The following is a 22,033-nucleotide window of genomic DNA, read 5'->3' as shown; positions in this document are numbered from 1 at the left end:
AAGGCATATAGAGGGTGTGGAGAGCGGCCGGGATCTGGCGCCGATCCTCCCGTCGGCGTAGCGTCGACTTCATCTCCACAAGCGGCCGGACAGGCGGCATCGGCTGCAGCTCAAGCGGATCGATAAGGAGCGTCTCGTGGCTGGATGGAACGCTGATACAGCAGCCGGACCCCTTGGTGCCGGGACAGTGACCCTGGTGGAAGGCTCATCCTTCTGCATCTCCTCCGCCAACGGAGACATCCACCCCGAATTGCCCCAGGGCGTCTTCCATCTGGACACCCGGATCCTCTCCAAATGGGAGCTCACTGTCAACGGACAAGTCATCGAACCCTTGGCAGCAGAAACCAGGGAACCGTACCGGGCGTCGTTCGTCGGCAGGGTTCCCCGCCCGGATGGGTACGCCGACAGCCCCTTGTTGGTGGAGCGGCTTCGGGAGGTAGGAAACGGAATCCGCGAAGAAATCACCGTTAGGAATTATTCAAACCAGGCAACACAATGCCGCATCCTGCTTTCTGCCGAATCGGATTTCGCTGATCTTTTCGAAGTGAAGGAAGCACGGATCACGCGGCAATGGACCGAAACCCACCTGCCGGATGGTGATTCCCTGGAAATCCGCGGAAAATGGGAGGACATTCGGAAAAGCGTCCTGATACGGGCCGACGGCGCCGGTGCTGGTGCCAGGGCATTGGGTTTCACGGCCAAAATTCCCGCGTTCGGGAGCTGGAGTACGCGGGCCAGCGTGGTGCCAAAGCAACCAAGTGCCGGGGCCGCTTTCACCCACCAGGACCCGGTCGGGCTCTCACCCAGCGATCAGCGCAGGCAGGATTGGGTAGCCCGGATCCCCGTTGTGCAGCTCAGCAACCGGTCAATCGAAGACACCCTCCGCCGCAGCTACGAGGACCTTGGCGCGCTCCGCATCCAGGATCCGGACCACCCCGAAAGGGTGGTGGTGGCCGCCGGCGCCCCGTGGTTCATGACGCTGTTCGGCCGGGATTCCCTGTGGGCGTCCGAAATGGCCCTTCCCGTGGACCCCTCCCTGGCCCTGGGCACCCTGCGAACGCTGGCCGACCGCCAGGGCACGGTGGTGGATCCCGCCACCGAAGAAGAACCCGGGAAGATCCTGCATGAGGTCCGGCTGGGCGTCTCCGGCGGCCTGGCGTTGGGCGGAAAGTCCGCTTATTACGGAAGCGTGGACGCCACCCCGCTGTTTGTGGTGGTCCTTGGCTCGGTGAGCCGCTGGGGTTTCGGCAAAGACGCGATCTCGGGCCTGCTCCCCCACGCGGACCGCGCCTTGGAATGGATCCGGACCTACGGCGACCGTGACGGCGACGGTTTCGTGGAGTACGGGCGGCCCAACGAGCACGGACTCATCAACCAGGGCTGGAAAGACTCCTGGGACGGCATCAATTTTGCGGACGGCACCCTCGCTGAACCGCCCCTGGCGCTGTGTGAGGTCCAGGCGTATGTGCACGGCGCCTATGTGGCGCGCGCCTGGATGGCCTACGACGACGGCGACCTCACTTTGGCGGAAAGCCTGCGGGAACGTGCCGAGGACCTGAAGAAGCGGTTCAACGAACAGTTCTGGATGCCGGACAAGGGTTACTACGCTGTGGCGCTGGACCGCAACAAGCGGCCCGTGGACGCTTGTGCTTCCAACATGGGCCATTGTCTGTGGTTTGGTCTGATTGACGAAGACAAGGCCCCTGCGGTGGTGGAGCGGTTGATGTCCCCCGAAATGTTCAGTGGATGGGGTGTCCGGACGCTGGCCAGGAACATGGGCGCCTACAACCCCGCCAGCTATCACAACGGCTCCGTGTGGCCCCATGACAATGCGCTGATCGTGTCCGGACTCCTCCGCTATGGCTTCGTGGAGGAAGCCCAACGGATAGCAACCGCAATGCTTGAAGCCGCCGAGATCTCTGGCGACCGTTTGCCCGAACTCTTCTGCGGATTCGACCGCACGCAATTCCGGGAACCCGTCCCTTATCCCACGGCTTGCTCACCCCAGGCGTGGGCCGCCACGACGCCCATCCACCTGGTCATGAGCCTGTTGCGCTACGACACGCACATCTCCTTGGGCGGCATCTGGCTGGATCCGGTGCTGCCGCCGTCGTTCGGGGACCTGCACATCCGCAATGCGCCCATGGGCGGCGGGCGGATCACCATTGACGCTTCCGGCACGGAAGCGACGGTTCAGGGCATCCCCGACGGCCTCACGGTCCATCACGGGCAACGGCCGTGGATGTCCGAACTTGTTGAGCGGGCTCACCACCGGACTCCCGACAAAACCTAGGCACGGAAGCCTGTTACTGGATGGCTGCTTTGAGTTCCTTCGCAGCCAGTTCAGGATCAGCGGCACTGTAGATGGCGCTTCCGGCCACTGCTACGTCGGCACCTGCCAACTGCACGGCCGCAATGGTGGATGCGTTGACGCCGCCGGCCACGGAGAACGGCACGCGGGCTTCTTCTCCGGCATTGAGGAGTCCGCGCAGGTCATAGCCCGGCTGTGCCTGCTCGTCGAGGCCCGCGTGGAATTCGATGAACCTGGCCCCGAGGGAACGGGCTTGCTTGGCGCGGGAGACCTTGTCGGCCACGCCAATGAGGTCCACCACGATGCCCTTGTTGTGGGACTGAGCGGCCTTGACGGCACCGGCGATGGTGGAGTCATCCGCAGTTCCCAGGACGGACACAAGATCGGCACCCGCCTTGAAAGCGATGTCCGCTTCGAGTTCACCGGCGTCCATGGTCTTCATGTCGGCAAACACGATCTTGTTGGGGTGGGCTTCCTTGATGGCCGTCACGGCGGCGAGACCCTCAGCCTTGATCAGCGGGGTACCGAGCTCGATGATGTCCACGTGCTCGGCAACTTTGCCGGCGAGTTCCAGGGCATCTTCGATGGTGAGGAGGTCAAGGGCGACTTGCAGTTTCATGGTGTATCGCTTTCTTTTGTTTGGGGTGGCTTTGGAGGACGGGTTTGCGGTCTATTCGAGGTTTGCGTGACGCAGCCAGAGCTTCTCGGCGGGCTCTGCAGTGGCTTCCCACAGAGTTTGGAAAACCGACTCCGTCACCAGGAAAAGGGATTGTTCAAAGAGGCTGCCCGAGTATTGCCGGGACAGGTCGGAGCCGTGGTCAGTCTTCCGCGCGGCGGGAATGACCACCAGCGCGTCGGCGAAGCCCGCAACAGCGGACGAGGGGTTGGTGGTTACTGCTGCCACCCGCGCCCCCGCGGCCAGTGCTGTCTGGGCTGCTTTGACCACGCCGGAGGTGGTCCCGGAACCGGATGCCACCAGCAACAAATCGCCGGCAGTGATGGCCGGTGTTGTGGTGTCGCCGGCTACGTAGACCGTCAGGCCCAGATGCATCAAGCGCATCGCGGCCATTCGGAGCACCAGCCCGCTCCGGCCGGCTCCGGCCAGGAAGACGCGCTCCGCTGCGCCAACTTCCTCTGCAAGGCGGGCAACCTGGCCGTAGTCCAGTTCGGAAGCAATGCCCCCAAGCTCTGCGAGGATCAGGGAGGCGTTGCCGGCTACGTCTTCAGCTGTGGCTGTCGCGGTGTCTGCAAAGACGTTCACGGTTCACTCCGTTCGTGGGTGGTTGATAGCGGCCTTCCGACCTTGTAACTATTCTTCCGACTGGCAGGGTTGGCTGAAACGCCGAAAAAGGACAGTCCTGGCCACCCGTTCGGGTAGGCAAGAACGTAACTGCTCGTCTACGCTTGGGATATGCCCCAGCAACCGTCCGTGCCCTGGCAGCTCCTCAAAGCCATCGAAGACATCGCCCAAGCGCCCCTCGCGCGTATCGCGGAGAGCCTGCGGACGGCCCTCTCGCCGTTGGTCCCCTCCAGCGCCTTGGTGATTTTCACGGAAGACTGCACGGGCCGGCCCCAGAAAAAGGCGGGTGCCGAGGGCATTGTCAGCCGCGTTTCCATCCCCGAGCTTGATGGGATCCGGGCATCCATGGAGGCGAAAGGGCCGTGGCGGACGCGAGCGTGGATTGCGGGGCAGGAGCGCGACATTCTGGCCTTCACCTACCCGCCCAGCAACGCCCTCCTGGTCCTCACCGACCCGGAGTTGCCGGAAGACGATGAACCACTGCGCCTCGCCTCCTACCTTTGGGGACTCACAGCGGCCCGTATCCAGGAGAAGGTCAGTGACGCGCCGCCGTCGTATCTTTTGGAGTCCCGGGCAGCATCAGCTGAACGGATCCGCGTAACCGCGGAGCTGGTGGACCAGCACTCTACTACCCTCGAAACCCTGCTGGCCGCACTGCGGTCCAACTCCTTGGACGATCACGCGGCCCGGGTCTCCGTGACCGACCTCGCCGTCAAGGCACTGATCGGCCTCAGGACCCTGAACGACCGCACCAGCGATCTCGTGGAAGAACCTGTGAGCACCGCCTTCCAAAGGCTCCGGGAGGACCTCCGTCCGTTGATGCACTTCAGCAACATCGACATCCAGTTCATCGAGCCACCCGCCAACGGACGTGCCCTGCCCGGAGAGGTAGCCCACGCTGCCAGGGCCGTCGTCCGGGGCCTGGTCCTGGCGATCGCCGAGCAACCCGATGTGCACCGCGTACGCGCCCAATGGGACTGCGACGGGGAAAACCTGCTGATCAATGTCAGGGATGACGGACGCGGGGAACTGTCCCCGGATGCCCCGAACATGGAACGGCTTCGCCAGAAGGTGCAGGCCCTTGACGGCAAAATGAGCGTCGACGTCATGCACGGGTGGGGAGCAGACATCTCAGTGGCGCTTCCCTTGGACCCGCCGGCAGCGCCCGTGGGGGATGTCGCGGCGTGGGGCCTGGCCACCAGGGAATTGGAAGTTCTTCAGGCATTGGCCGCCGGGCAACGCAACCGGGCCATCGCCGCAGAGCTGAACATCAGTGAAAACACGGTCAAATTCCATCTGCGGAACCTGTTCCGGAAGCTGGACGTCCGGTCCCGCACTGAGGCCATTGCGCTGGCCCACAGTGCGGGACTCCGGTAACAGCTAGGCGTCGATCACCATATCGGTGCGCGCCGTGGAGCAGCAGGGCAGGAACTTGCCGGCGTCGATTTCCCGCGAGCGGATTCCGCCCTGGTGGTTCATTTCCACCTCGCCGGAAAGCTTGACCACCTTGCAGGAACCGCACATGCCCTCTTTGCAGTTGGCACCGATCCTGACACCGGCCCGCTGGGCCACGCCCAGGATGTGCTCATCGGGGTCAATGCGGACATTGACGCCGGTGCGCAGGAAGGACAGAGTGAGGCTTCCCGTTCCGACGGTCTCGAAGCTCGAGGCATCAGGCGTTGCAGCCTCGGGCGCCTGGCTTGGACCGCCGTCGGAAGCTTGGGAACCTGAGGCGTCCGGGTCGGAGGTTTCCAGCGGGAGTCCCGTGGCTTCCAAAGTCCCGTCGGCGTCGTAACCCGGCTCGTAGAGCCCGAACGCTGCCGGTTGGCTTTCGTAGTAGTCCTCGGCGGAATCGGCGATTTCCTCGGCGATTTCCTCCGCAATATCTGCCGCGAGCGCGAGCTCTGCCTGGTATTCGAGGAGGGTCTGGCGGTCACCGGTGAAGAACTCCATGTAGATGGAGGTGTCGTCAACGCCTACCTTTTTCAGCAGCTCAGTGGCCGTGTTCAGGTAGCCTTCCGGGCCGCAGGCATAGACCTGCCTGCCGTTGGCGTCAGGGGCCACCTCTTCGAGCATGGCCGCTGTGAGCCGTCCGCTGAACCCTTCCCATCCTTCCGGTTTGCTGCGGTCGCCCAGGGAGTAGAAGACCTTGACGCGTGAGTCCACGGAGGCGATGTATGCCAGCTCCCGGTGGAACGCGAAGCCGCCGGCCTCCGCTCCGTGGTACAGCACCACGACGTCGGCATGGCCGGGCAGGGAGTGGATGGTCCGCACCATCGACATGATGGGGGTGATGCCGGCACCGGCGGCCAACAGGAGGTACCTGGCGCGCCGGTCGGCGTCGGGCAGGTGGAAAGCCCCCACCGGTCCGAGCATGTCCAGCACAGTGCCGGGCTTGACGTTCTCATGAACCCATGGCGACACAAGGCCCGTGGGATCGCTCTTGACAGTGATGTTGAAGGTCCAGGGCTCCGTGGGCGAACTGGACAGCGAGTAGCTGCGGTCCACCGGGTCCTGGTCCTCGCCGTTTACCGGAAAAGCGATGTTGACATACTGGCCGGCACGGAACGCCAGGGGCGCCCCGTCGCAACGGCGGAAGACGAAGGTCATCATTCCGCCGGCCTCGGGAACAGTCTCGACACATTCGGCCATGAACTCCTGCGGATGCCAGGGACCCAGGGCACGTGCGGCACGCGCGGGTGCCTCGCTGCTGCCCATCACCCGGTTCCACGGCATCTCAAGACCCCGGATGCGCTGCGGCTCCCGGATTGCCGTTTCAGTGAGGAGTTCAATCATGCCAAGTGCTCCTGCACGCGCTGGACGTACCAATTGATGAATGCCTCCACCTGGTATTCGCTCTTCATGTAGGGGCCGGGCTCGTAGGCGGGGCTGCCGGCACCCGTCTGGCACAGCTCAACGAACGCCTTGTCCTGCAGGTTCGTCTGCTTCCAGGTGTAGGTGAGTTTTTCCAGGTCGTAGTCGACGCCTTCCACGGCGTCGTCAGCCACCAGCCAGGTGGTGCGGACCAGCGACTGGTGTTCGTTGATGGGGAAGACGCCGAACGTGATGACGTGGTCGCTCTGGAAGTGGAACCAGCTGTTGGGCTGCAGGTGCATGGAGCAGCGGCCGAGGCGGAAGTCGCGCAGATCGCCCAGGAGCTTCTTGGAAAGCCTGCGCCCGTCGGGCGAGAACGATTCGCCTTCACCGTCCAGGGATTCGCGGGAGATGCGGATGCCGGCGATGCGCGTGTCGAGTTCCTCCACTACCTCGTAGGGGAGGCCATAGCGGCGGCAGCGCTCCTCGAGGGAGGACTGGGCTTCCTTGTTGCGGTCCCAGACTTCCTCAAGGTGGGCCGGAATCAGGCCCTCGGTGAGTCCCCACGTGGGGAAGAGGGAGCAGGCGAGTTCCGGGTGCCCATCGCAGTGGTAGCACTCACGGTTGTTCTCCATGACGAGCTTCCAGTTGCCCTCTTCGATGATGTTCTGCTGGTAGGCGATTTTTGTCTTCGCCAGATCGTGGGGCGCGAGGTAGGGCTCGAAGATCTTTGAGGTTTCATCGAAGTCGGCCGGCGGCTCGCTCGCGATGCAGACGAAAATGAGCCCCGCGACGACACGGCTGTGGGCGCGCTTGAGGGCGAAGCAGTTCTTGTCGAACTTCGTCTCCCCCGGTGCCGAGGCGTGGATCAGGTTGCCCTCGGGCGAGTAGGTCCAGGAGTGGTAGCCGCACACCAGGTTTCCGGTGGAGCCTGCGGCTTCGGTCAGCACCCGGGCACCGCGGTGGCGGCAGACGTTGTGCAGGACGTTGACGTCGCCGTCGTCGTTGCGCAGGACGATCAGGGAGTACGGGCCGTAGTCCACCGTGATGTAGTCACCCGGTTCCGGCAGTTCGGCGACGCTTCCGGCAAAGATCCAGTGCGCACCGAAGATGGCTTCCATGTCGATCTTGAAGATCGTGGGATCGGTGTAGAAGGGGGCGTCCAAGGAGTAGCCGGTGCGCCGGAACTCGAACAGGGCACTGATCTCGGCCAGCTGCTCGGCAGGCAATGTTGAGGCGAGTTTTCCGCGCGAATTCAGGGGCACGTTCACTTGAGCAGTCATGGGTTTCCTCCCGGGAGGCTGGGTAAGTTGGGGGATCTTGGGGGCCGCGGGTGCATCGTCGCAAGCGGCGTTATCGAAGTCTTCGTAGTACGAGATTAGGGACGAATGCACTGCAACAAAAGCGCAATATTTAGGAGATAACCATGCGCAATGGGTGCATGATTGGTCCATGATCGATCAGAGGTTGATAACACTTCGGGTGTTTGCCCGATGTGGCACCGTGGGGGCGACGGCCGAGCTCACGGGATATTCCCCTTCCGCCGTCTCGGCGCAGCTGCGCGAGCTCCAGCGCGTCCTCGGCATGCAACTGCTGACCAAGGACGGCCGGGGCGTGCGGCTGACCGCCACAGGACGCTTCCTCGTGGCGGGTTCGGACAGCCTTATCGCCGAATGGGAGAGCCTGAGAGCCGCGGCAATGGAGGCCGGCGACCAGGTGCAGTCACATTTCGGCCTGGGCGGATTCTCGACGGCGGCCGCGCAGCTTCTCGCGCCACTGGCCGCAACGCTGCGCTCCACGCGGCCCCTGCTGGAGGTGCAGGTGCTGGAGGCAAATCCATCACGTTGCTTCGACCTGCTTGTGGCTGAACGCATCGACCTCGCCGTCATTGTGGCGATGCAGTCCGACACCTACGGCGAGGACGATCCCCGCTTCGAGCAGACGGTCCTGCTGGACGATCCACTGGACGTCATCATTCCCGCGGACCATCCCCTGGCTTCACGGCAGACGGTGACGCTTGAGGAACTGGCGTCGGAGCCGTGGATCACGGAGGCAGCGGGGTCCACCTACCATTCCTTGTTCACCGCAGCATTTACGGCAGTGGGAGTGACGCCGCGGATCGCGCATGAGGCAGTTGAATGGGAGACCCAGATCGCATTCGTAGGGGCCGGGCTTGGCGTAGGCCTGCTGCCCCGGCTGGCGCCACTGCACAGCGCGGAGAACGTAGTGCGGCTGCGCATTACGGGCAAGGGGAGACCTGCGCGCCGCATTGTCGCAGCGGTCCGCAGGGGCAGCATCGCCTCGCCCCTGATCCAGGAGTCACTGGGCATCCTGCAGGCCAGCGCCAAACGGATTCTGGCGGCGCGGCCCGAAGACGATCTCTGAGCCCCACGGCAACAAAACCGGCCCGGCCGGCAACAGCGCTCCGACTAAGCCCAGACCTGGTAGCCGGTGGACTTGTCAAAGAGCCGCCGGGTGTCGGCTCCCGCGGCGGCGATCCACAAGACGGAGTCGTCATCCGCCGCCTGCTCCACCACGCCCGTCATGACGTGGTCGTCGAAAAGCCACACCTCCACGGTGTGGCCGGTCAGCTTGGCCCAATCCATCCGCAGTCCCCGGCCGTCCGCCGTCCTCACCGGCCTCACGTCCAGCACCCCGGCCTACCAGCCGCGTTCTGCGAGGCGGTGGGGCTGCGGGATGTCGTCGACGTTGATGCCGACCATCGCTTCGCCCAGGCCGCGGGAGACCTTGGCAATAACGTCAGGATCGTCGTAGTAGGCAGTAGCGTTCACGACGGCGGCGGCACGCTCTGCCGGGTTGCCGGACTTGAAGATACCGGAACCGACGAACACGCCATCGGCGCCGAGCTGCATCATCATCGCAGCATCAGCCGGGGTCGCGATGCCACCGGCAGTGAACAACACCACCGGAAGCTTGCCCGTAGCGGCAATTTCCTTGACCAGTTCGTACGGGGCCTGCAGCTCCTTGGCCGCAACATACAGCTCGTCCTCGGGAAGGGCGGCGAGCTTGGCGATCTCGGAGCGGATCTTGCGCATGTGACCGGTGGCGTTGGAAACATCGCCGGTACCGGCTTCGCCCTTGGAACGGATCATGGCCGCGCCCTCGTTGATGCGGCGCAAAGCCTCACCGAGGTTGGTGGCACCACAGACGAACGGGACGGTGAAGTTCCATTTATCGATGTGGTTGATGTAGTCCGCCGGAGTCAGGACCTCGGACTCATCGATGTAGTCAACACCGAGGGACTGCAGGACCTGGGCTTCGACGAAGTGGCCGATACGGGCCTTGGCCATGACCGGGATGGACACGGCAGCGATGATCTGATCGATCATGTCCGGATCGGACATGCGGGACACGCCGCCCTGGGCGCGGATATCAGCCGGAACGCGCTCAAGCGCCATGACAGCCACGGCACCGGCGTCCTCGGCGATGCGGGCCTGCTCGACGTTAACGACGTCCATGATGACGCCGCCCTTGAGCATCTCCGCCATGCCCCGCTTGACGCGGCTGCTGCCCGTGAGCGGAATGTGTTCGAAAAGAGGGTGTCGTGTAGTCACGTGGTACTCCAGGGACGTGGGGGCCGTGATTGCATCACGAGCACAGGACCAGGATGGGCCAGGGTGTAGGCCGCGCCTAATATCCGAGTGATATATTAGTAAGAAGTCCAGTATGCAAGTGACCCGTCGCCGAGTCAACCACTTTGGCGGCGGACGCCCTTAGGCGGCGAACAGCGCCTGACGAACAGCTTGCTCAAATCCGCTGACATGGAGACGGGCGAGTTCGGCGGCCGCTTCTTCGTTGCCGTCAATCACAGCCCGCAGAAGATCCAGGTGCTCGCGGACGTGGTGCTCGAGGTCCGGAAGCCTGTCAAGTACCATGCACCAGATCCGCGTGGCCAGATTGTCATAGCGGATCAGCACGTCCTCCAGGTGCGGATTCGCTGCAGCCGAATAGATGCCCTGATGCACGCTCGCGTCAAGACGCAGGGTTTCCACCACGGACGCCGCGCTGACATCGAAGTCCTCCACGGCCCGCATCACGTTCCGCAGATGTTCCCTGGTGGCAGCTGAAGCCACCCGCGCTGCGCGGGCCGCGGCAAGCGGTTCAAGCTGGGCGCGGATTTCGGAGATGAAGGCGAGGTCGGTTACCTCCACGCGGGTGGCGAACGTTCCGCGCCGGGGGTAGGTAATCACCAGCCGATCCAGCTCCAGCCGTTTCAAAGCTTCACGGACGGGAGTCCGCCCCACTTCCAGCTCCTTGGCGAGCTGTTCGTCATTAAGGATGTCCCCTGGCTTGATTTCAAGCATCAACAAGCGGTCGCGCAGCCGTTCGTAGGCCACGTCGGCCAGTGATTTCCTGGTGGCGTCGCCAATGCTTGCGAGAGTTCCAGTAGCCACAGCGTGAGCTCCTTCTTCAAAACCGGGAAATCTATTGACCTGCCCCGGACACCAGTATACGCTGATTTCCAATCCTAATATATCAGTTCGTATTTCAGGAATATATCTAGGCAAACACCTAAGGAGGACACATGACCCTCGTGGCTTCAGACTCACACCTCAGCACCCTTCCGGCAGAACGCGGCCAGCTCAAGGACGAGCAGGCGCAGAAGTTCGTACTCACACTGTCGTGCGTCGAACAGCCGGGCATCGTGCAGGCAGTCACCACTTTCCTCTTCGAGCGCGGCTTCAACATCGAAGAGCACCAGCAGTTCGATGACAGCCTGCGCCAGACATTGCACCTGCGCACTGCCTTCTCCGGCGGCCAGAGCTACTCCCCGGATCAGCTGGAGGATGAGTTCCGTTCCATCGCGGACCGCTTCGATATGAAATTCAGCTTCCACGACCAGACCAAGCAACGCGTCCTGGTGATGGTCTCCAAGTTTGGCCACTGCCTCAACGACCTCATCTTCCGCTGGCGCGGAGGCAGCCTCGGCGGCGAGCTCGTCGCCGTCGTCTCCAACCATGAGACCCACCGCGCCATGGCCGAGGCAGCCGGGCTGCCCTTCATCCACATCCCCGTAACCCCGGACACCAAGGCCGAGGCGGAGCAAAAGCTCCTGGAACTTGTGGACGAATACAAGGCCGACCTCGTGGTCCTGGCCCGCTACATGCAGGTCCTTTCGAACGACCTGTGCCGCAAGCTGGAAGGACGCGCGATCAACATCCACCATTCCTTCCTCCCCGGCTTCAAGGGTGCCCGCCCCTACCACCAGGCCTACGACCGCGGCGTGAAGCAGGTGGGTGCTACCGCCCACTACGTCACCGCCGACCTGGACGAGGGCCCGATCATCGAGCAGGAAGTCATCCGCGTGGACCACAGCTACGGCCCCAACGCGCTTTCCACTGTGGGCCAGGACGCAGAAGCACTGGCACTTTCCCGTGCCGTCCGCTGGCACTGCGAACACCGCGTCCTCCTGGACCGGACCAGCACGGTCGTCTTCCGCTAACCAGCCCGTTCAAGCCCGCCCCACACGAACTTCCGCAGGAGAATTTTCATGGCATCCACGCCCCGCATTGTCATCATCGGAGCCGGGATCGTCGGCACCAATCTCGCCGACGAACTGGTCACCCGTGGCTGGAACAACATCACCGTCCTGGATCAGGGCCCCCTGAACATGCCCGGCGGTTCCACCTCGCATGCACCGGGGCTGGTGTTCCAGACCAACCCTTCAAAGTCCATGGCGTTGTTCGCCAAATACACGGTGGAAAAACTCCTCTCGCTGACCGAGGACGGCCAAAGCTGCTTCAACCAGGTGGGCGGCCTTGAAGTAGCCACCACGGAAACCCGTCTGGCGGACCTCAAGCGCAAGCTGGGTTACGCGCAGTCGTGGGGCATCGACGGCAAGATCCTCTCCCGCGAAGAGTGCAAGGCGCTGTACCCCCTCATCAACGAGGAAGACATCCTCGGAGGCCTGCATGTTCCCACGGATGGCCTGGCCCTGGCCGCCCGCGCGGTCCAGCTGCTCATCAAGCGCACCGAGGCCGCCGGCGTCAAGTACATCGGCAACACCGAGGTGACCGGGATCGAGCAGTCCAACCGCCGCGTCACCGGCGTCGAGACCGCCGACGGCGTGATCCCCGCGGACATTGTGGTTTCCTGCGCCGGCTTCTGGGGCGCCAAGGTAGGCGAGCTGATCGGGATGTCCGTCCCGCTCCTGCCGCTGGCCCACCAGTACGTCAAGACCACACCGGTCCCTGCACAGAAGGGCAAGAACGAACTGCCCAACGGTGCACAGCTGCCCATCCTGCGCCACCAGGACCAGGACCTTTACTACCGCGAGCACGGCGAACGCTACGGCATCGGCTCCTACGCGCACCGCCCCATGCCCGTGGACCTGGACGAACTGGGCAGCTACGAGCCCAGCAGCATCAGCGAACACAACATGCCTTCCCGCCTGGACTTCACCCTGGAAGACTTCCTTCCCGCGTGGGAAGCTACCAAGCAGATCCTCCCGGCACTGCGTGAAAGCGAGATCGAGGACGGCTTCAACGGCATCTTCTCCTTCACCCCGGACGGCGGCTCCCTGGTGGGCGAGTCCAAGGAAGTGGATGGCTTCTTCGTAGCCGAGGCCGTGTGGGTTACCCACTCCGCCGGCATCGCCCGCGCCGTGGCAGAGCTGCTGGTGGACGGAAAGTCGAAGATCGACCTTGGCGACTGCGACATCCACCGCTTCGAAGAGGTCCAGCTGACGCCCGAGTATGTCAGCGAAACGTCCCAGCAGAACTTCGTGGAGATCTACGACGTCCTGCACCCGCTCCAGCCCAAGCTGTCCCCCCGCAACCTTCGCGTCAGCCCCTTCCACGCCCGCCACAAGCAGCTGGGCGGCTACTTCCTGGAAGGTGCCGGTTGGGAACGCCCCTACTGGTTCGAAGCGAACGCCGAGTTGCTGAAGGAAATGCCGGACGAGTGGCAGCCGCCGGCCCGTGACGCCTGGTCCGGGATGTTCAGCTCCCCCATCGCTGCGGCGGAGGCGTGGAAGACCCGCACGGCAGTTGCCATGTACGACATGACGCCGCTGAAGCGCCTGGAAGTTTCCGGCCCCGGCGCCTTGAAGCTCCTGCAGGAACTGACCACCGGCGATCTCGCCAAGAAGCCCGGCGCCGTTACCTACACCCTGCTCCTGGACGAAGCCGGTGGAATCCGAAGCGACATCACGGTGGCACGCCTGAGCGAAGACACCTTCCAGCTGGGCGCCAACGGCAACATCGACACCGCCTACTTTGAGCGCGCGGCCCGCCACCAGACCGAAAACGGCAGCGCAGGCGACTGGGTCCAGGTCCGCGACACCACCGGCGGCACCTGCTGCATCGGCTTGTGGGGCCCTCTTGCCCGCGACCTCATCAGCACCGTCAGCAACGACGACTTCAGCAACGATGGCCTGAAGTACTTCCGCGCCAAGAAGGTCACCATCGGCGGGGTCACGGTGACCGCGATGCGCTTGTCCTACGTCGGCGAACTCGGTTGGGAGCTCTACACCAGCGCAGACAACGGCCAGCGCCTTTGGGATGCCCTGTGGAAGGCCGGCCAGCCGTTCGGCGTGATCGCCGCCGGCCGTGCCGCCTTCAGCTCACTGCGACTCGAAAAGGGCTACCGCTCCTGGGGCTCGGACATGACCACCGAACACGACCCCTACGAAGCGGGCCTCGGCTTCGCCGTGAAGATGACCAAAGAGAACTTCGTCGGTAAGGCGGCTCTGGAAGGACGCAGCGAGGAAAGCTCGGCCCGCCGCCTGCGCTGCTTGACGGTCGACGACGGCAGGAGCCTGGTGCTGGGCAAGGAACCGGTGTTTTATAAGGACCAGGCGGTGGGTTATGTCACCAGCGCCGCCTACGGTTACTCGGTCCGCAAGCCGATCGCGTACGCCTACCTGCCGGCAGCCGTCTCGCTGGGAGACTCCGTAGAGATCGAGTACTTCGGCCGCCGCATCCAGGCAACGGTCACCGAGGATCCGCTGTACGACCCCACCATGAGCCGGCTACGCGGCTGACCCCGCGCACTGCGGGTCCGTCAACGACCCGGAAGCCAGGACATGCGGCCCGGGCCCTTCCCCTCTCCCGACAGACCAGGGTCCGGGCCGCTGTTTCCGGCCTTCACATCCAGTTCAGCGTCTTACCCAGTTCAGCCAGGACGGCACATGATCAGCTCTGAAACCATCAATAACTACCTCTCCAGGCTGGCCTCCCGCCAGCCCACACCGGGCGGCGGTGCTGCCGCTGCGCTGCACGCGGCACAAGGAGCCGCATTGGTTGCCATGGTGGCCCGGTACACCACAGGCGCGAAGTTTGAGCAGCATGCCGCGCTCGTAGCCCGGATCACCAGCGCCGCCGACCACCTTGTAGTGGAAGCCTTGCGCCTGGCCGACGCCGATGAGCACGCCTTCCAGGCTGTCATTGACTCCTACAAACTCCCGTCGGACACGGACGAACTCAAGAGTGCCCGCAGCGCAGCCATCCAGGATGCCCTGGTCCAGGCAGCCCAAACTCCCGCGCAACTCATCCGGGTCGCCGGTGAGGTCGTCAGCCTCGCCACCGATCTCCTGGATGCGGCAAACCCCAACGTCATCAGCGATGTCGCCGCGGCTGCAGATGCCGCCCGCGCTGCCGCCACGACAGCGCGCGTGAACATCGACATCAATGTCGTGGCCATCAAGGACAGCGCCGCCCGCAGCCGCCTGGCAGGGCAGACGGACGGACTTGAGGACAAAGTGGTCCTCGCAGCCGATTCCCTGGTCAAGCGCGTCCGCGAAAGGATCCTCTCGTGAACACCCAAGTGCTTTCCGGCAAGCAGCTGGCAACCCTCATTCAACAGCGCGCCGGGGAAGAAGCCCGCGCCCTGGAGAACAGCGGGCGCCATCCCGTCCTGGCCGTGGTGGTTGCCACCGATGACGAGTCGACGCTTTGGTACGTCCGCTCCATCGAACGTGCAGCCGAACGGCTGGGCATCGGTTGCAGGATCGTGGACCTGGGACCCGAGGCCACCGAGCAGGTATTGGCAAGCGTCCTCGGGGATCTCAGCACTGAACCTTCGGTCAACGGAATCATCCTGCAGACGCCGTTGCCGGTGGGCGTAAAGGCTGATTCGCTGGTGGGCCTCATCGCCCCGGAAAAGGACATCGACGGCGCCAATCCCCTCAGCCTCGGCCGCTTGGCTGTAGGCCAACCCGCCTTCGCCCCCGCAACAGCGCAAGCCGTGGTGGAACTGCTGGACCACTTTGATGTGCCCGTCGCGGGACGCAACGTGGCCGTCGTCGGACGATCCGCAGTAGTGGGCAAGCCGCTGGCCTTGCTCCTCCTGGAGCGGGACGCGACTGTCACCATCTGCCATTCCAGGTCGGGGCCGCTGGAGCGCTATACCCTGCCGGCCGACGTCGTGGTTGTTGCCGCCGGCAGGACGGGCCTGCTTAAAGGCAGCCACATCTCACCGGAGACGGTAGTGGTCGACGTCGGAACCAACGTCCTGCCCGACGGCTCACTGGTGGGGGACGTTGACGAGGCGAGCGTCACCGGTATCGCGGCCGGGTTGACCCCGGTGCCCGGCGGCGTAGGCTCAGTCACCACAGCCCTGTTGCTCCTGCACACGGTTGAAGCCGCACGGCAGCAGGAGCCGGCCCAATTGGCCACCGCCACCTCCTCCGCCCGGATCTGAAGGGAAACCTCATGGCTACCAAAGCCCCCGACGGAAATATTGATGAGTCAAAGCTGACCGTCACCAAACCCAAAACCAAGGCGGTGGGCATCCCGGCCGTCGCCAACGCGTTGAAAATCTCGCTGGAACAGATGGGTCCGGTGCGCAGCGTCCAGACCCTGCTCGCCGTAAACCAGCTGGACGGTTTCGACTGCATGGGCTGTGCCTGGCCCGAACATGAAAAGCGGAACGCGGCGGAGTTCTGCGAGAACGGCGCCAAAGCCGTTGCTGAGGAAGCCACCCGCCGGCGCGTCACTCCCGAATTCTTCGCCAAGTACTCAGTGGAAGAACTGAAGACCCGCGACGACTACTGGCTGGGCCAACAGGGGCGCCTGACGCATCCCATGGTCCTTGAAGAAGGAGCCACCCACTACACCCCGATCGACTGGGACGACGCTTACGAGCTGATGGCCCGGGAACTCAGGGAGCTGGAAAGCCCGGACCAAGCGGTGTTCTACACCTCGGGCCGGACGTCCAACGAAGCAGCTTTCGTATATCAGCTCCTGGTCCGCGGAATCGGCACGAACAACCTGCCCGACTGTTCCAACATGTGCCACGAATCCTCCGGTTCCGCCTTGGTGGAAACGATCGGTATCGGTAAAGGCTCCGTCAGCCTCACCGATCTGGAAACGGCGTCGCTGATCTTCGTCGCCGGGCAAAATCCCGGAACCAACCACCCTCGCATGCTCAGTGCGCTGGAGAAGGCCAAGAAGAACGGTGCGGTCATCGTGTCCGTCAATCCACTTCCCGAAGCCGGACTCCTGCACTTCGAAAACCCGCAGCATGTGGCAGGAATGATCCAAGGAACGCAGCTGACGGACGATTTCCTGCAGATCCGTGCCGGTGGCGACCAGGCTCTCTTCCAGGGCCTGGGTAAATACCTCCTGGAAGCCGAAGCCGAGGGCCGCAAGACCCCGGGCCTGGAAACCGTTCTTGACCACGCGTTCATCAATGACCACACCGTGGGCATCGACGACTATCTCCGTTTTCTGGAGAAGGTGGAATGGGATGACATCGTGGAGGCAACGGGGCTCACCCTGGAACAGATCCACGCCACCGGTGAACGGCTTCTGGCTTCCAGCGCCACCATTGTCTGCTGGGCCATGGGCCTGACGCAGCACAAGCACTCCGTGCCCACGCTCCGCGACGTGGTGAACGTCCTGCTGCTCCAAGGAAACATCGGCAAGCCCGGCGCCGGCGTCTGCCCTGTGCGTGGCCACTCGAATGTCCAGGGCGACCGCACCATGGGCATCTTTGAGAAGATGCCGGAAGCATTCCACGACCGACTGGACCAGGAATTCGAATTCCGGTCGCCCCGGGACCACGGCTATGACACTGTTGCGGCCATCCGTGCCATGCGGGACGGGAAAGTCCGTTTCTTCATGGGAATGGGCGGCAATTTCGTGCGGGCCGCCCCCGACTCCGAGGTCACCGAGCACGCCTTGGCCAACACCCGGTTGACCGTCCAGATCTCCACCAAGCTGAACCACTCGCACCTGTCCACCGGCCGGCGGGCACTGATCCTGCCGACCCTCGGCCGCACCGAAAAGGACACCCAGCGAACCGGTGACCAGCGGGTCACCGTGGAAGATTCCATGAGTGCCGTCCACGCCTCACGTGGCCGCCTGAAGCCTGCAAGCGAGCACCTCCACTCCGAAGTCGCGATCGTCTGCAACCTCGCGGACAAGCTTTTCACCGACGGGTACCAGCGCTTGCCCAACACCCCCAGGGCTTCCTGGCTCGCCATGAGGGACGACTACACCCTGATCAGGAAACACATCGAGGCGGTCTTCGACGGTTTCGAAGACTTCGAAGCCCGGATCCAGCATCCCGGCGGCTTCGTGCTGCCCCACCCGCCCCGCGACGCCAGGAAGTTCGACACGGCCTCCGGGAAAGCGCACTTCACGGGCAATGAACTGGAGTTCATCAAAGTCCCGCCGGGCAAGCTGGTCCTCCAAACCCTGCGCTCCCACGACCAGTACAACACCACCATTTACGGCAAGGACGACCGGTACCGCGGCATCCACGGCGGGCGTCGGGTGGTGCTGATCAACGCAGGGGACATCAGCGAGCTCGGCTTTGCCGATGGGGACATGGTCCACCTGGTCTCAGAGTTCCACGGGACAGAGCGACGGGCCGAAAACTTCCGCATCGTTTCCTATTCGACGCCGAAAGGCTGCGCCGCCGCGTACTACCCCGAAACCAACGTCCTGGTGCCGCTGGATTCCGTCGCCGACACCAGCGGCACCCCGACCTCGAAGTCCGTGATCATCCGGCTGGAAAAGGCCTAGCCGCACCACAACTGTCCATTTGTCCGTTTATCGATATGTCCAACTGTCCGTGAATGGTGCTTCGGTGGCCTGAAACCTGGGGAGGTATTCCTCATCGAAGCACCGCTTTCGGACCGTTGGACAGCTCAGTTCAACAACAGCAAGGAACAGGGAGTAACCATGTCAGGAAACAGAGCAGTCGCCTACAAGGAACCCGGTGTCGTCGAAATCATCGACACCGACTACCCAACGTTTGAACTCAAGGACGGACCGGGCGTCAACCCGGCCAACGTCGGCAGGAAGGTCCCGCACGGGGCCATCCTGCGGACAGTGACCACCAACATCTGCGGTTCGGACCAGCACATGGTCCGCGGACGCACCACCGCACCGCAGAACCTTGTCCTTGGCCACGAAATCACCGGTGAAGTGGTGGAGGTGGGACCCGACGTCGAATTCATCAAGGTAGGTGACATCGTCTCGGTACCGTTCAACATCTCCTGTGGCCGCTGCCGGAACTGCAAGGAACAGAAGACCGGCATCTGCCTCAACGTCAACCCCGACCGCCCCGGCAGCGCCTACGGCTACGTGGACATGGGAGGCTGGGTCGGCGGACAGGCGGAGTATGTCCTGGTCCCGTACGCGGACTGGAACCTCCTGCGCTTCCCGGACCGGGACCAGGCCCTGGAGAAGATCATGGACCTGACCATGCTCTCGGACATTTTCCCCACCGGCTTCCACGGCGCAGTCACAGCCGGTGTCGGCGTCGGGTCCACCGTGTACGTTGCCGGTGCCGGTCCCGTGGGCATCGCTGCCGCGGTCGGCGCCCAACTGCTGGGGGCCGCCGTCGTGATTGTGGGCGACATGAACGAGGACCGCCTGGCCCAGGCCCGATCCTTCGGCTGCGAAACCGTCAACGTCTCCCAAGGCGATCCCAAGGACCAGATCGAGCAGATCCTGGGCGTTCCCGAAGTGGACTGCGGCGTTGACGCTGTGGGCTTCGAAGCCCGGGGACACGGAAAGGACGCCTCGCACGAAGCCCCGGCCACCGTGCTGAACTCACTCATGGACATCACCGCGGCCGGCGGCGCCCTGGGCATCCCGGGCCTCTACGTGACCGGCGATCCGGGCGGAATCGACGACGCCGCCAAGCACGGTTCGCTCTCCCTGTCGTTGGGGACGGGCTGGGCCAAGTCCTTGTCCTTCACCACCGGTCAATGCCCCGTGATGAAGTACAACCGCCAGTTGATGATGGCCATCCTCCACGACAAGGTCCAGATCGCCAAGGCGGTCAACGCCCAGGCCATCCCGCTCGAAGACGCGCCCCGCGGCTACGCCGAATTCGACGCCGGAGCCGCAACCAAGTTCGTACTGAACCCCAACGGCTACGTGAAGGCCTGACAACAGCTACCGGGGACTGCGCGGCAGTAATTACGGGAAGGCCGTGCAGTCCCCGGTGCCTTCCACACCGGAAGCACCACCCAGGAAACGGACATCCATGCTTGCACAAGAGGAGTTAACAGCCGGCCTCCAGCGGAACCATGCCATGACGTGGGCCGAAGCCCGGCAACTGGCGTACCACTGCGCAGCTCCCCTCCCCTCCGCACCAACAGGCTTCGACGCGGCGATCGGCTGCACTTTGGCCCGCGATGTTGTCGCCCGACAGGACCTTCCCCATTACGCGTCATCAGCCATGGACGGCTGGGCCATCAGCGGTGAAGGGCCCTGGGCACTCACCGGGCCCGGGCGGCGCCTTTCTGCCGGAGAAGCCAGTGTCATTGCCACCGGAGGCCTCATTCCTGCCGGAGCCACCACCGTGCTCCGCAAGGAAAGCGGACAGGTGTCCGACGACGGGCACCTCACCTTGGGGCCGGAGGTGAAACCGGGCGAAACACTTCCCGGCCGCCATATCCGCCCGGCCGGCGAAGAAGCCACCGCAGGCGACGTCCTCATACCCGCCGGCACCCTCCTCAATCCGGCCCACCTTGCCCTGGCCGCGGTGGCCGGCCACGATCAGCTGCAGGTACAGCGCAAGCCGAGGGTCGCCGTCGTCATGACCGGTTCTGAAGTGGTCACCTCAGGTGACCCCGCGCCCGGACAGGTGCGCGATGCTTTTGGTCCGCAGCTCAATGCCGTCATCCCGCAATTGGGCGGAGTGCCGGATGGGCAGCTACGGATCGGCGACTCGTACGGAGAGTGGCTGGCGGCACTGGACGGCGCCGGTGACGGGCGGCGTCCCGAGGTGACGATCACCACCGGAGGCACCGGTAAATCCGGTACAGACCACTTCCGTGCCGCCGTTGCGGCGCTCGGCGGGCGGCTCCTGCTGGACGGGGTAGCCATGCGCCCCGGGCATCCCGCCGTCATGGCCGAACTGCCGGACGGTCACTTCATCATCGGGCTGCCGGGCAATCCGCTGGCAGCCATGCTGACCCTCATGACCCTGGGCGAACCCCTGCTCGCCGCCCTGGGAAACCGCCCCTTCCAGGAGGCCACTCCGCTGCTTTCCGGCGCCGACATCGAACCCGTCCAGGGAAAGACGCGCCTCATACCCTGCCGGCTCATCCACGGGCTGGTGTTCCCGGCCGCACACGCTGGTCCCGGGATGATGCGCGGGCTCGCGTGGGCCGACGCGTATATGGCGGTGCCTCCGGAAGGAGCAGTGGCCGGCGAGCCGGTTCCCGTGCTGCCCCTGCCGTGGACAGCGCCCATCGGTAACCCGGGCCAGAACCAGCCAGGAAGGCCCACCGTATGGCCCGCATGACGCAGCGCAGGAAAATCCACCGCTTCCAACTCGATGGGACGGGCGGCGAGCACCCTGTTCGTTACAAAGAGGACGTCCTGGCTGCCGAGGAGCCACTGGAAATCAGGATCGGTGGGACCTCCTTCGCAGTGACAATGCGGACACCCGGGGACGACTTCGATCTTGTGGCCGGGTTCCTGGTGTCCGAGGGCATCATCCGGAACCCATCGGAACTGCTCTCCCTGCGGTTCTGTGCCGGCGAAAAGGACGGGACACAGACCTTCAATGTCGTCGACGCCCAGCTGCGCCCGGACGTGCCCCTGCCGGACACCAAACGCCACGTCTACACGTCCAGCTCGTGCGGCATCTGCGGAACCGACTCGATCGACGCCGTGCGCAAGACCATCCACTACGACGCGTCCCTGGATGGGCTGCGGGTTCCCGTCGATCTCCTGGCCGGGCTGCCGGACCGCCTCCGTGAGGCCCAGGCCGTTTTCGACAGGACCGGCGGTGTCCATGCTGCGGGACTCTTCAGGGTGGATGGTTCCGAGCCGGAGCTCCTGTGCCTTCGCGAGGACGTGGGGCGCCACAACGCCGTCGACAAGGTGGTGGGGTGGGCACTCCGCCAGGACCTGTTGCCGCTGACGGGCCTGGTCCTGCAGGTCTCCGGCAGGGCATCGTTCGAACTCGTCCAGAAGGCCGCGCTGGCCGGAATACCCGTCTTGTCAGCAGTCAGCGCACCCTCGAGCCTGGCGGCCGATCTTGCAGTGGGGACCGGCCTGACCCTGGTGGGCTTCAGCCGTGGCCACAGCCTGAACGTCTATGCAGGAAGGGAACGACTCATCGATTCACGGGCCAACGTCCCGGAGGTGGCCGTCAGCGCATAAGTTACGAGT

Annotated in this window: 18 protein-coding genes; 11 read left to right on the top strand and 7 right to left on the bottom strand. The window is 64.1% G+C overall.

The window, feature by feature from the left end; all coding sequences use genetic code 11:
- The first annotated feature begins 136 nt into the window (after window positions 1–136).
- Entirely contained in the window at window positions 137–2,293 is a 2,157-nt protein-coding gene (locus JMY29_RS02275) for an amylo-alpha-1,6-glucosidase (protein ID WP_018779488.1), read from the top strand.
- Between the two features lie 13 nt (window positions 2,294–2,306).
- On the opposite strand, the gene hxlA is transcribed toward JMY29_RS02275, so the two are convergent.
- Complete coding sequence (gene hxlA, locus JMY29_RS02270; RefSeq protein ID WP_018779489.1) at window positions 2,307–2,930, bottom strand: 3-hexulose-6-phosphate synthase; 624 nt, start codon at window positions 2,928–2,930, stop codon at window positions 2,307–2,309.
- A gap of 51 nt (window positions 2,931–2,981) precedes the next feature.
- Window positions 2,982–3,572, bottom strand: coding sequence for a 6-phospho-3-hexuloisomerase (hxlB, locus tag JMY29_RS02265; protein ID WP_189076712.1), 591 nt, complete (start codon window positions 3,570–3,572; stop codon window positions 2,982–2,984).
- A 150-nt stretch (window positions 3,573–3,722) separates the two neighbouring features.
- Here hxlB and JMY29_RS02260 point away from each other — a divergent pair, with 150 nt between their 5' ends.
- Window positions 3,723–4,988, top strand: coding sequence for a helix-turn-helix domain-containing protein (locus JMY29_RS02260; protein WP_189076713.1), 1,266 nt, complete (start codon window positions 3,723–3,725; stop codon window positions 4,986–4,988).
- 3 nt (window positions 4,989–4,991) lie between these two features.
- Here the strand turns inward: JMY29_RS02260 and JMY29_RS02255 are convergent, their stop codons facing one another.
- Complete coding sequence (locus JMY29_RS02255) at window positions 4,992–6,407, bottom strand: ferredoxin reductase (RefSeq protein WP_189076714.1); 1,416 nt, start codon at window positions 6,405–6,407, stop codon at window positions 4,992–4,994.
- Window positions 6,404–7,708: an aromatic ring-hydroxylating oxygenase subunit alpha gene (locus JMY29_RS02250; RefSeq protein WP_018779493.1), complete on the bottom strand. Its 1,305-nt coding sequence runs from the start codon at window positions 7,706–7,708 to the stop codon at window positions 6,404–6,406. The genes JMY29_RS02255 and JMY29_RS02250 overlap by 4 nt, the downstream gene beginning before the upstream one ends.
- Window positions 7,709–7,877: 169 nt before the next feature.
- Here JMY29_RS02250 and JMY29_RS02245 point away from each other — a divergent pair, with 169 nt between their 5' ends.
- A complete protein-coding gene (locus tag JMY29_RS02245; RefSeq protein ID WP_064723497.1) occupies window positions 7,878–8,810 on the top strand; it encodes a LysR family transcriptional regulator in 933 nt (310 codons plus the stop codon).
- A gap of 44 nt (window positions 8,811–8,854) precedes the next feature.
- Here JMY29_RS02245 and JMY29_RS02240 read toward each other — a convergent pair whose 3' ends face one another.
- The 3 genes from JMY29_RS02240 to JMY29_RS02230 form a co-directional block, all read right to left on the bottom strand.
- On the bottom strand, window positions 8,855–9,070 hold the full coding sequence (locus tag JMY29_RS02240; protein WP_229778699.1) for a hypothetical protein: 216 nt from the start codon (window positions 9,068–9,070) through the stop codon (window positions 8,855–8,857).
- Between the two features lie 15 nt (window positions 9,071–9,085).
- Window positions 9,086–9,934 carry a pyridoxal 5'-phosphate synthase lyase subunit PdxS gene (gene pdxS, locus JMY29_RS02235; RefSeq protein WP_233461153.1) on the bottom strand — a complete coding sequence of 283 codons (849 nt, stop codon included), beginning with the start codon at window positions 9,932–9,934 and terminating at the stop codon, window positions 9,086–9,088.
- Window positions 9,935–10,159: 225 nt separating this feature from the next.
- A complete protein-coding gene (locus JMY29_RS02230; RefSeq protein ID WP_189076715.1) occupies window positions 10,160–10,840 on the bottom strand; it encodes a GntR family transcriptional regulator in 681 nt (226 codons plus the stop codon).
- 131 nt (window positions 10,841–10,971) lie between these two features.
- On the opposite strand from JMY29_RS02230, the gene purU reads away from it, so the two are divergent.
- From purU to fdhD, 8 genes are all read left to right on the top strand, one after another.
- A complete protein-coding gene (purU, locus tag JMY29_RS02225) occupies window positions 10,972–11,889 on the top strand; it encodes a formyltetrahydrofolate deformylase (RefSeq protein ID WP_018779498.1) in 918 nt (305 codons plus the stop codon).
- A 48-nt stretch (window positions 11,890–11,937) separates the two neighbouring features.
- On the top strand, window positions 11,938–14,430 hold the full coding sequence (locus tag JMY29_RS02220) for a GcvT family protein (protein ID WP_189076716.1): 2,493 nt from the start codon (window positions 11,938–11,940) through the stop codon (window positions 14,428–14,430).
- Window positions 14,431–14,577: 147 nt separating this feature from the next.
- Window positions 14,578–15,204: a cyclodeaminase/cyclohydrolase family protein gene (locus tag JMY29_RS02215; protein WP_189076717.1), complete on the top strand. Its 627-nt coding sequence runs from the start codon at window positions 14,578–14,580 to the stop codon at window positions 15,202–15,204.
- Window positions 15,201–16,088 carry a bifunctional 5,10-methylenetetrahydrofolate dehydrogenase/5,10-methenyltetrahydrofolate cyclohydrolase gene (locus JMY29_RS02210; protein ID WP_189076718.1) on the top strand — a complete coding sequence of 296 codons (888 nt, stop codon included), beginning with the start codon at window positions 15,201–15,203 and terminating at the stop codon, window positions 16,086–16,088. The genes JMY29_RS02215 and JMY29_RS02210 overlap by 4 nt, the downstream gene beginning before the upstream one ends.
- An 11-nt stretch (window positions 16,089–16,099) precedes the next feature.
- Complete coding sequence (locus JMY29_RS02205) at window positions 16,100–18,418, top strand: FdhF/YdeP family oxidoreductase (protein WP_189076719.1); 2,319 nt, start codon at window positions 16,100–16,102, stop codon at window positions 18,416–18,418.
- Window positions 18,419–18,577: 159 nt separating this feature from the next.
- Window positions 18,578–19,795: a formaldehyde dehydrogenase, glutathione-independent gene (gene fdhA / locus JMY29_RS02200; protein ID WP_018779503.1), complete on the top strand. Its 1,218-nt coding sequence runs from the start codon at window positions 18,578–18,580 to the stop codon at window positions 19,793–19,795.
- A gap of 97 nt (window positions 19,796–19,892) precedes the next feature.
- Window positions 19,893–21,158, top strand: coding sequence for a molybdopterin molybdotransferase MoeA (locus tag JMY29_RS02195; RefSeq protein WP_189076720.1), 1,266 nt, complete (start codon window positions 19,893–19,895; stop codon window positions 21,156–21,158).
- Window positions 21,146–22,024, top strand: a complete 879-nt coding sequence (fdhD, locus tag JMY29_RS02190) for a formate dehydrogenase accessory sulfurtransferase FdhD (protein ID WP_064723707.1) — start codon at window positions 21,146–21,148, stop codon at window positions 22,022–22,024. The genes JMY29_RS02195 and fdhD overlap by 13 nt, the downstream gene beginning before the upstream one ends.
- Window positions 22,025–22,033: the final 9 nt, after the last annotated feature.

It is taken from the genome of Paenarthrobacter nicotinovorans, from assembly GCF_021919345.1.
Classification (GTDB): domain Bacteria; phylum Actinomycetota; class Actinomycetes; order Actinomycetales; family Micrococcaceae; genus Arthrobacter; species Arthrobacter nicotinovorans.
This window is presented reverse-complemented; position numbering and strand designations above follow the sequence as displayed.

What these genes read in the sequence shown, in the direction of transcription:
- hxlA (WP_018779489.1), bottom strand. Translation starts at nt 2,930, where the DNA reads ATGAAACTGCAAGTCGCCCTTGACCTCCTCACCATCGAAGATGCCCTG.
- JMY29_RS02260 (WP_189076713.1), top strand. Translation starts at nt 3,723, where the DNA reads ATGCCCCAGCAACCGTCCGTGCCCTGGCAGCTCCTCAAAGCCATCGAA.
- JMY29_RS02255 (WP_189076714.1), bottom strand. Translation starts at nt 6,407, where the DNA reads ATGATTGAACTCCTCACTGAAACGGCAATCCGGGAGCCGCAGCGCATC.
- JMY29_RS02250 (WP_018779493.1), bottom strand. Translation starts at nt 7,708, where the DNA reads ATGACTGCTCAAGTGAACGTGCCCCTGAATTCGCGCGGAAAACTCGCC.
- JMY29_RS02245 (WP_064723497.1), top strand. Translation starts at nt 7,878, where the DNA reads ATGATCGATCAGAGGTTGATAACACTTCGGGTGTTTGCCCGATGTGGC.
- pdxS (WP_233461153.1), bottom strand. Translation starts at nt 9,934, where the DNA reads ATGGCGGAGATGCTCAAGGGCGGCGTCATCATGGACGTCGTTAACGTC.
- purU (WP_018779498.1), top strand. Translation starts at nt 10,972, where the DNA reads ATGACCCTCGTGGCTTCAGACTCACACCTCAGCACCCTTCCGGCAGAA.
- JMY29_RS02220 (WP_189076716.1), top strand. Translation starts at nt 11,938, where the DNA reads ATGGCATCCACGCCCCGCATTGTCATCATCGGAGCCGGGATCGTCGGC.
- JMY29_RS02215 (WP_189076717.1), top strand. Translation starts at nt 14,578, where the DNA reads ATGATCAGCTCTGAAACCATCAATAACTACCTCTCCAGGCTGGCCTCC.
- JMY29_RS02205 (WP_189076719.1), top strand. Translation starts at nt 16,100, where the DNA reads ATGGCTACCAAAGCCCCCGACGGAAATATTGATGAGTCAAAGCTGACC.
- fdhA (WP_018779503.1), top strand. Translation starts at nt 18,578, where the DNA reads ATGTCAGGAAACAGAGCAGTCGCCTACAAGGAACCCGGTGTCGTCGAA.
- JMY29_RS02195 (WP_189076720.1), top strand. Translation starts at nt 19,893, where the DNA reads ATGCTTGCACAAGAGGAGTTAACAGCCGGCCTCCAGCGGAACCATGCC.
- fdhD (WP_064723707.1), top strand. Translation starts at nt 21,146, where the DNA reads ATGGCCCGCATGACGCAGCGCAGGAAAATCCACCGCTTCCAACTCGAT.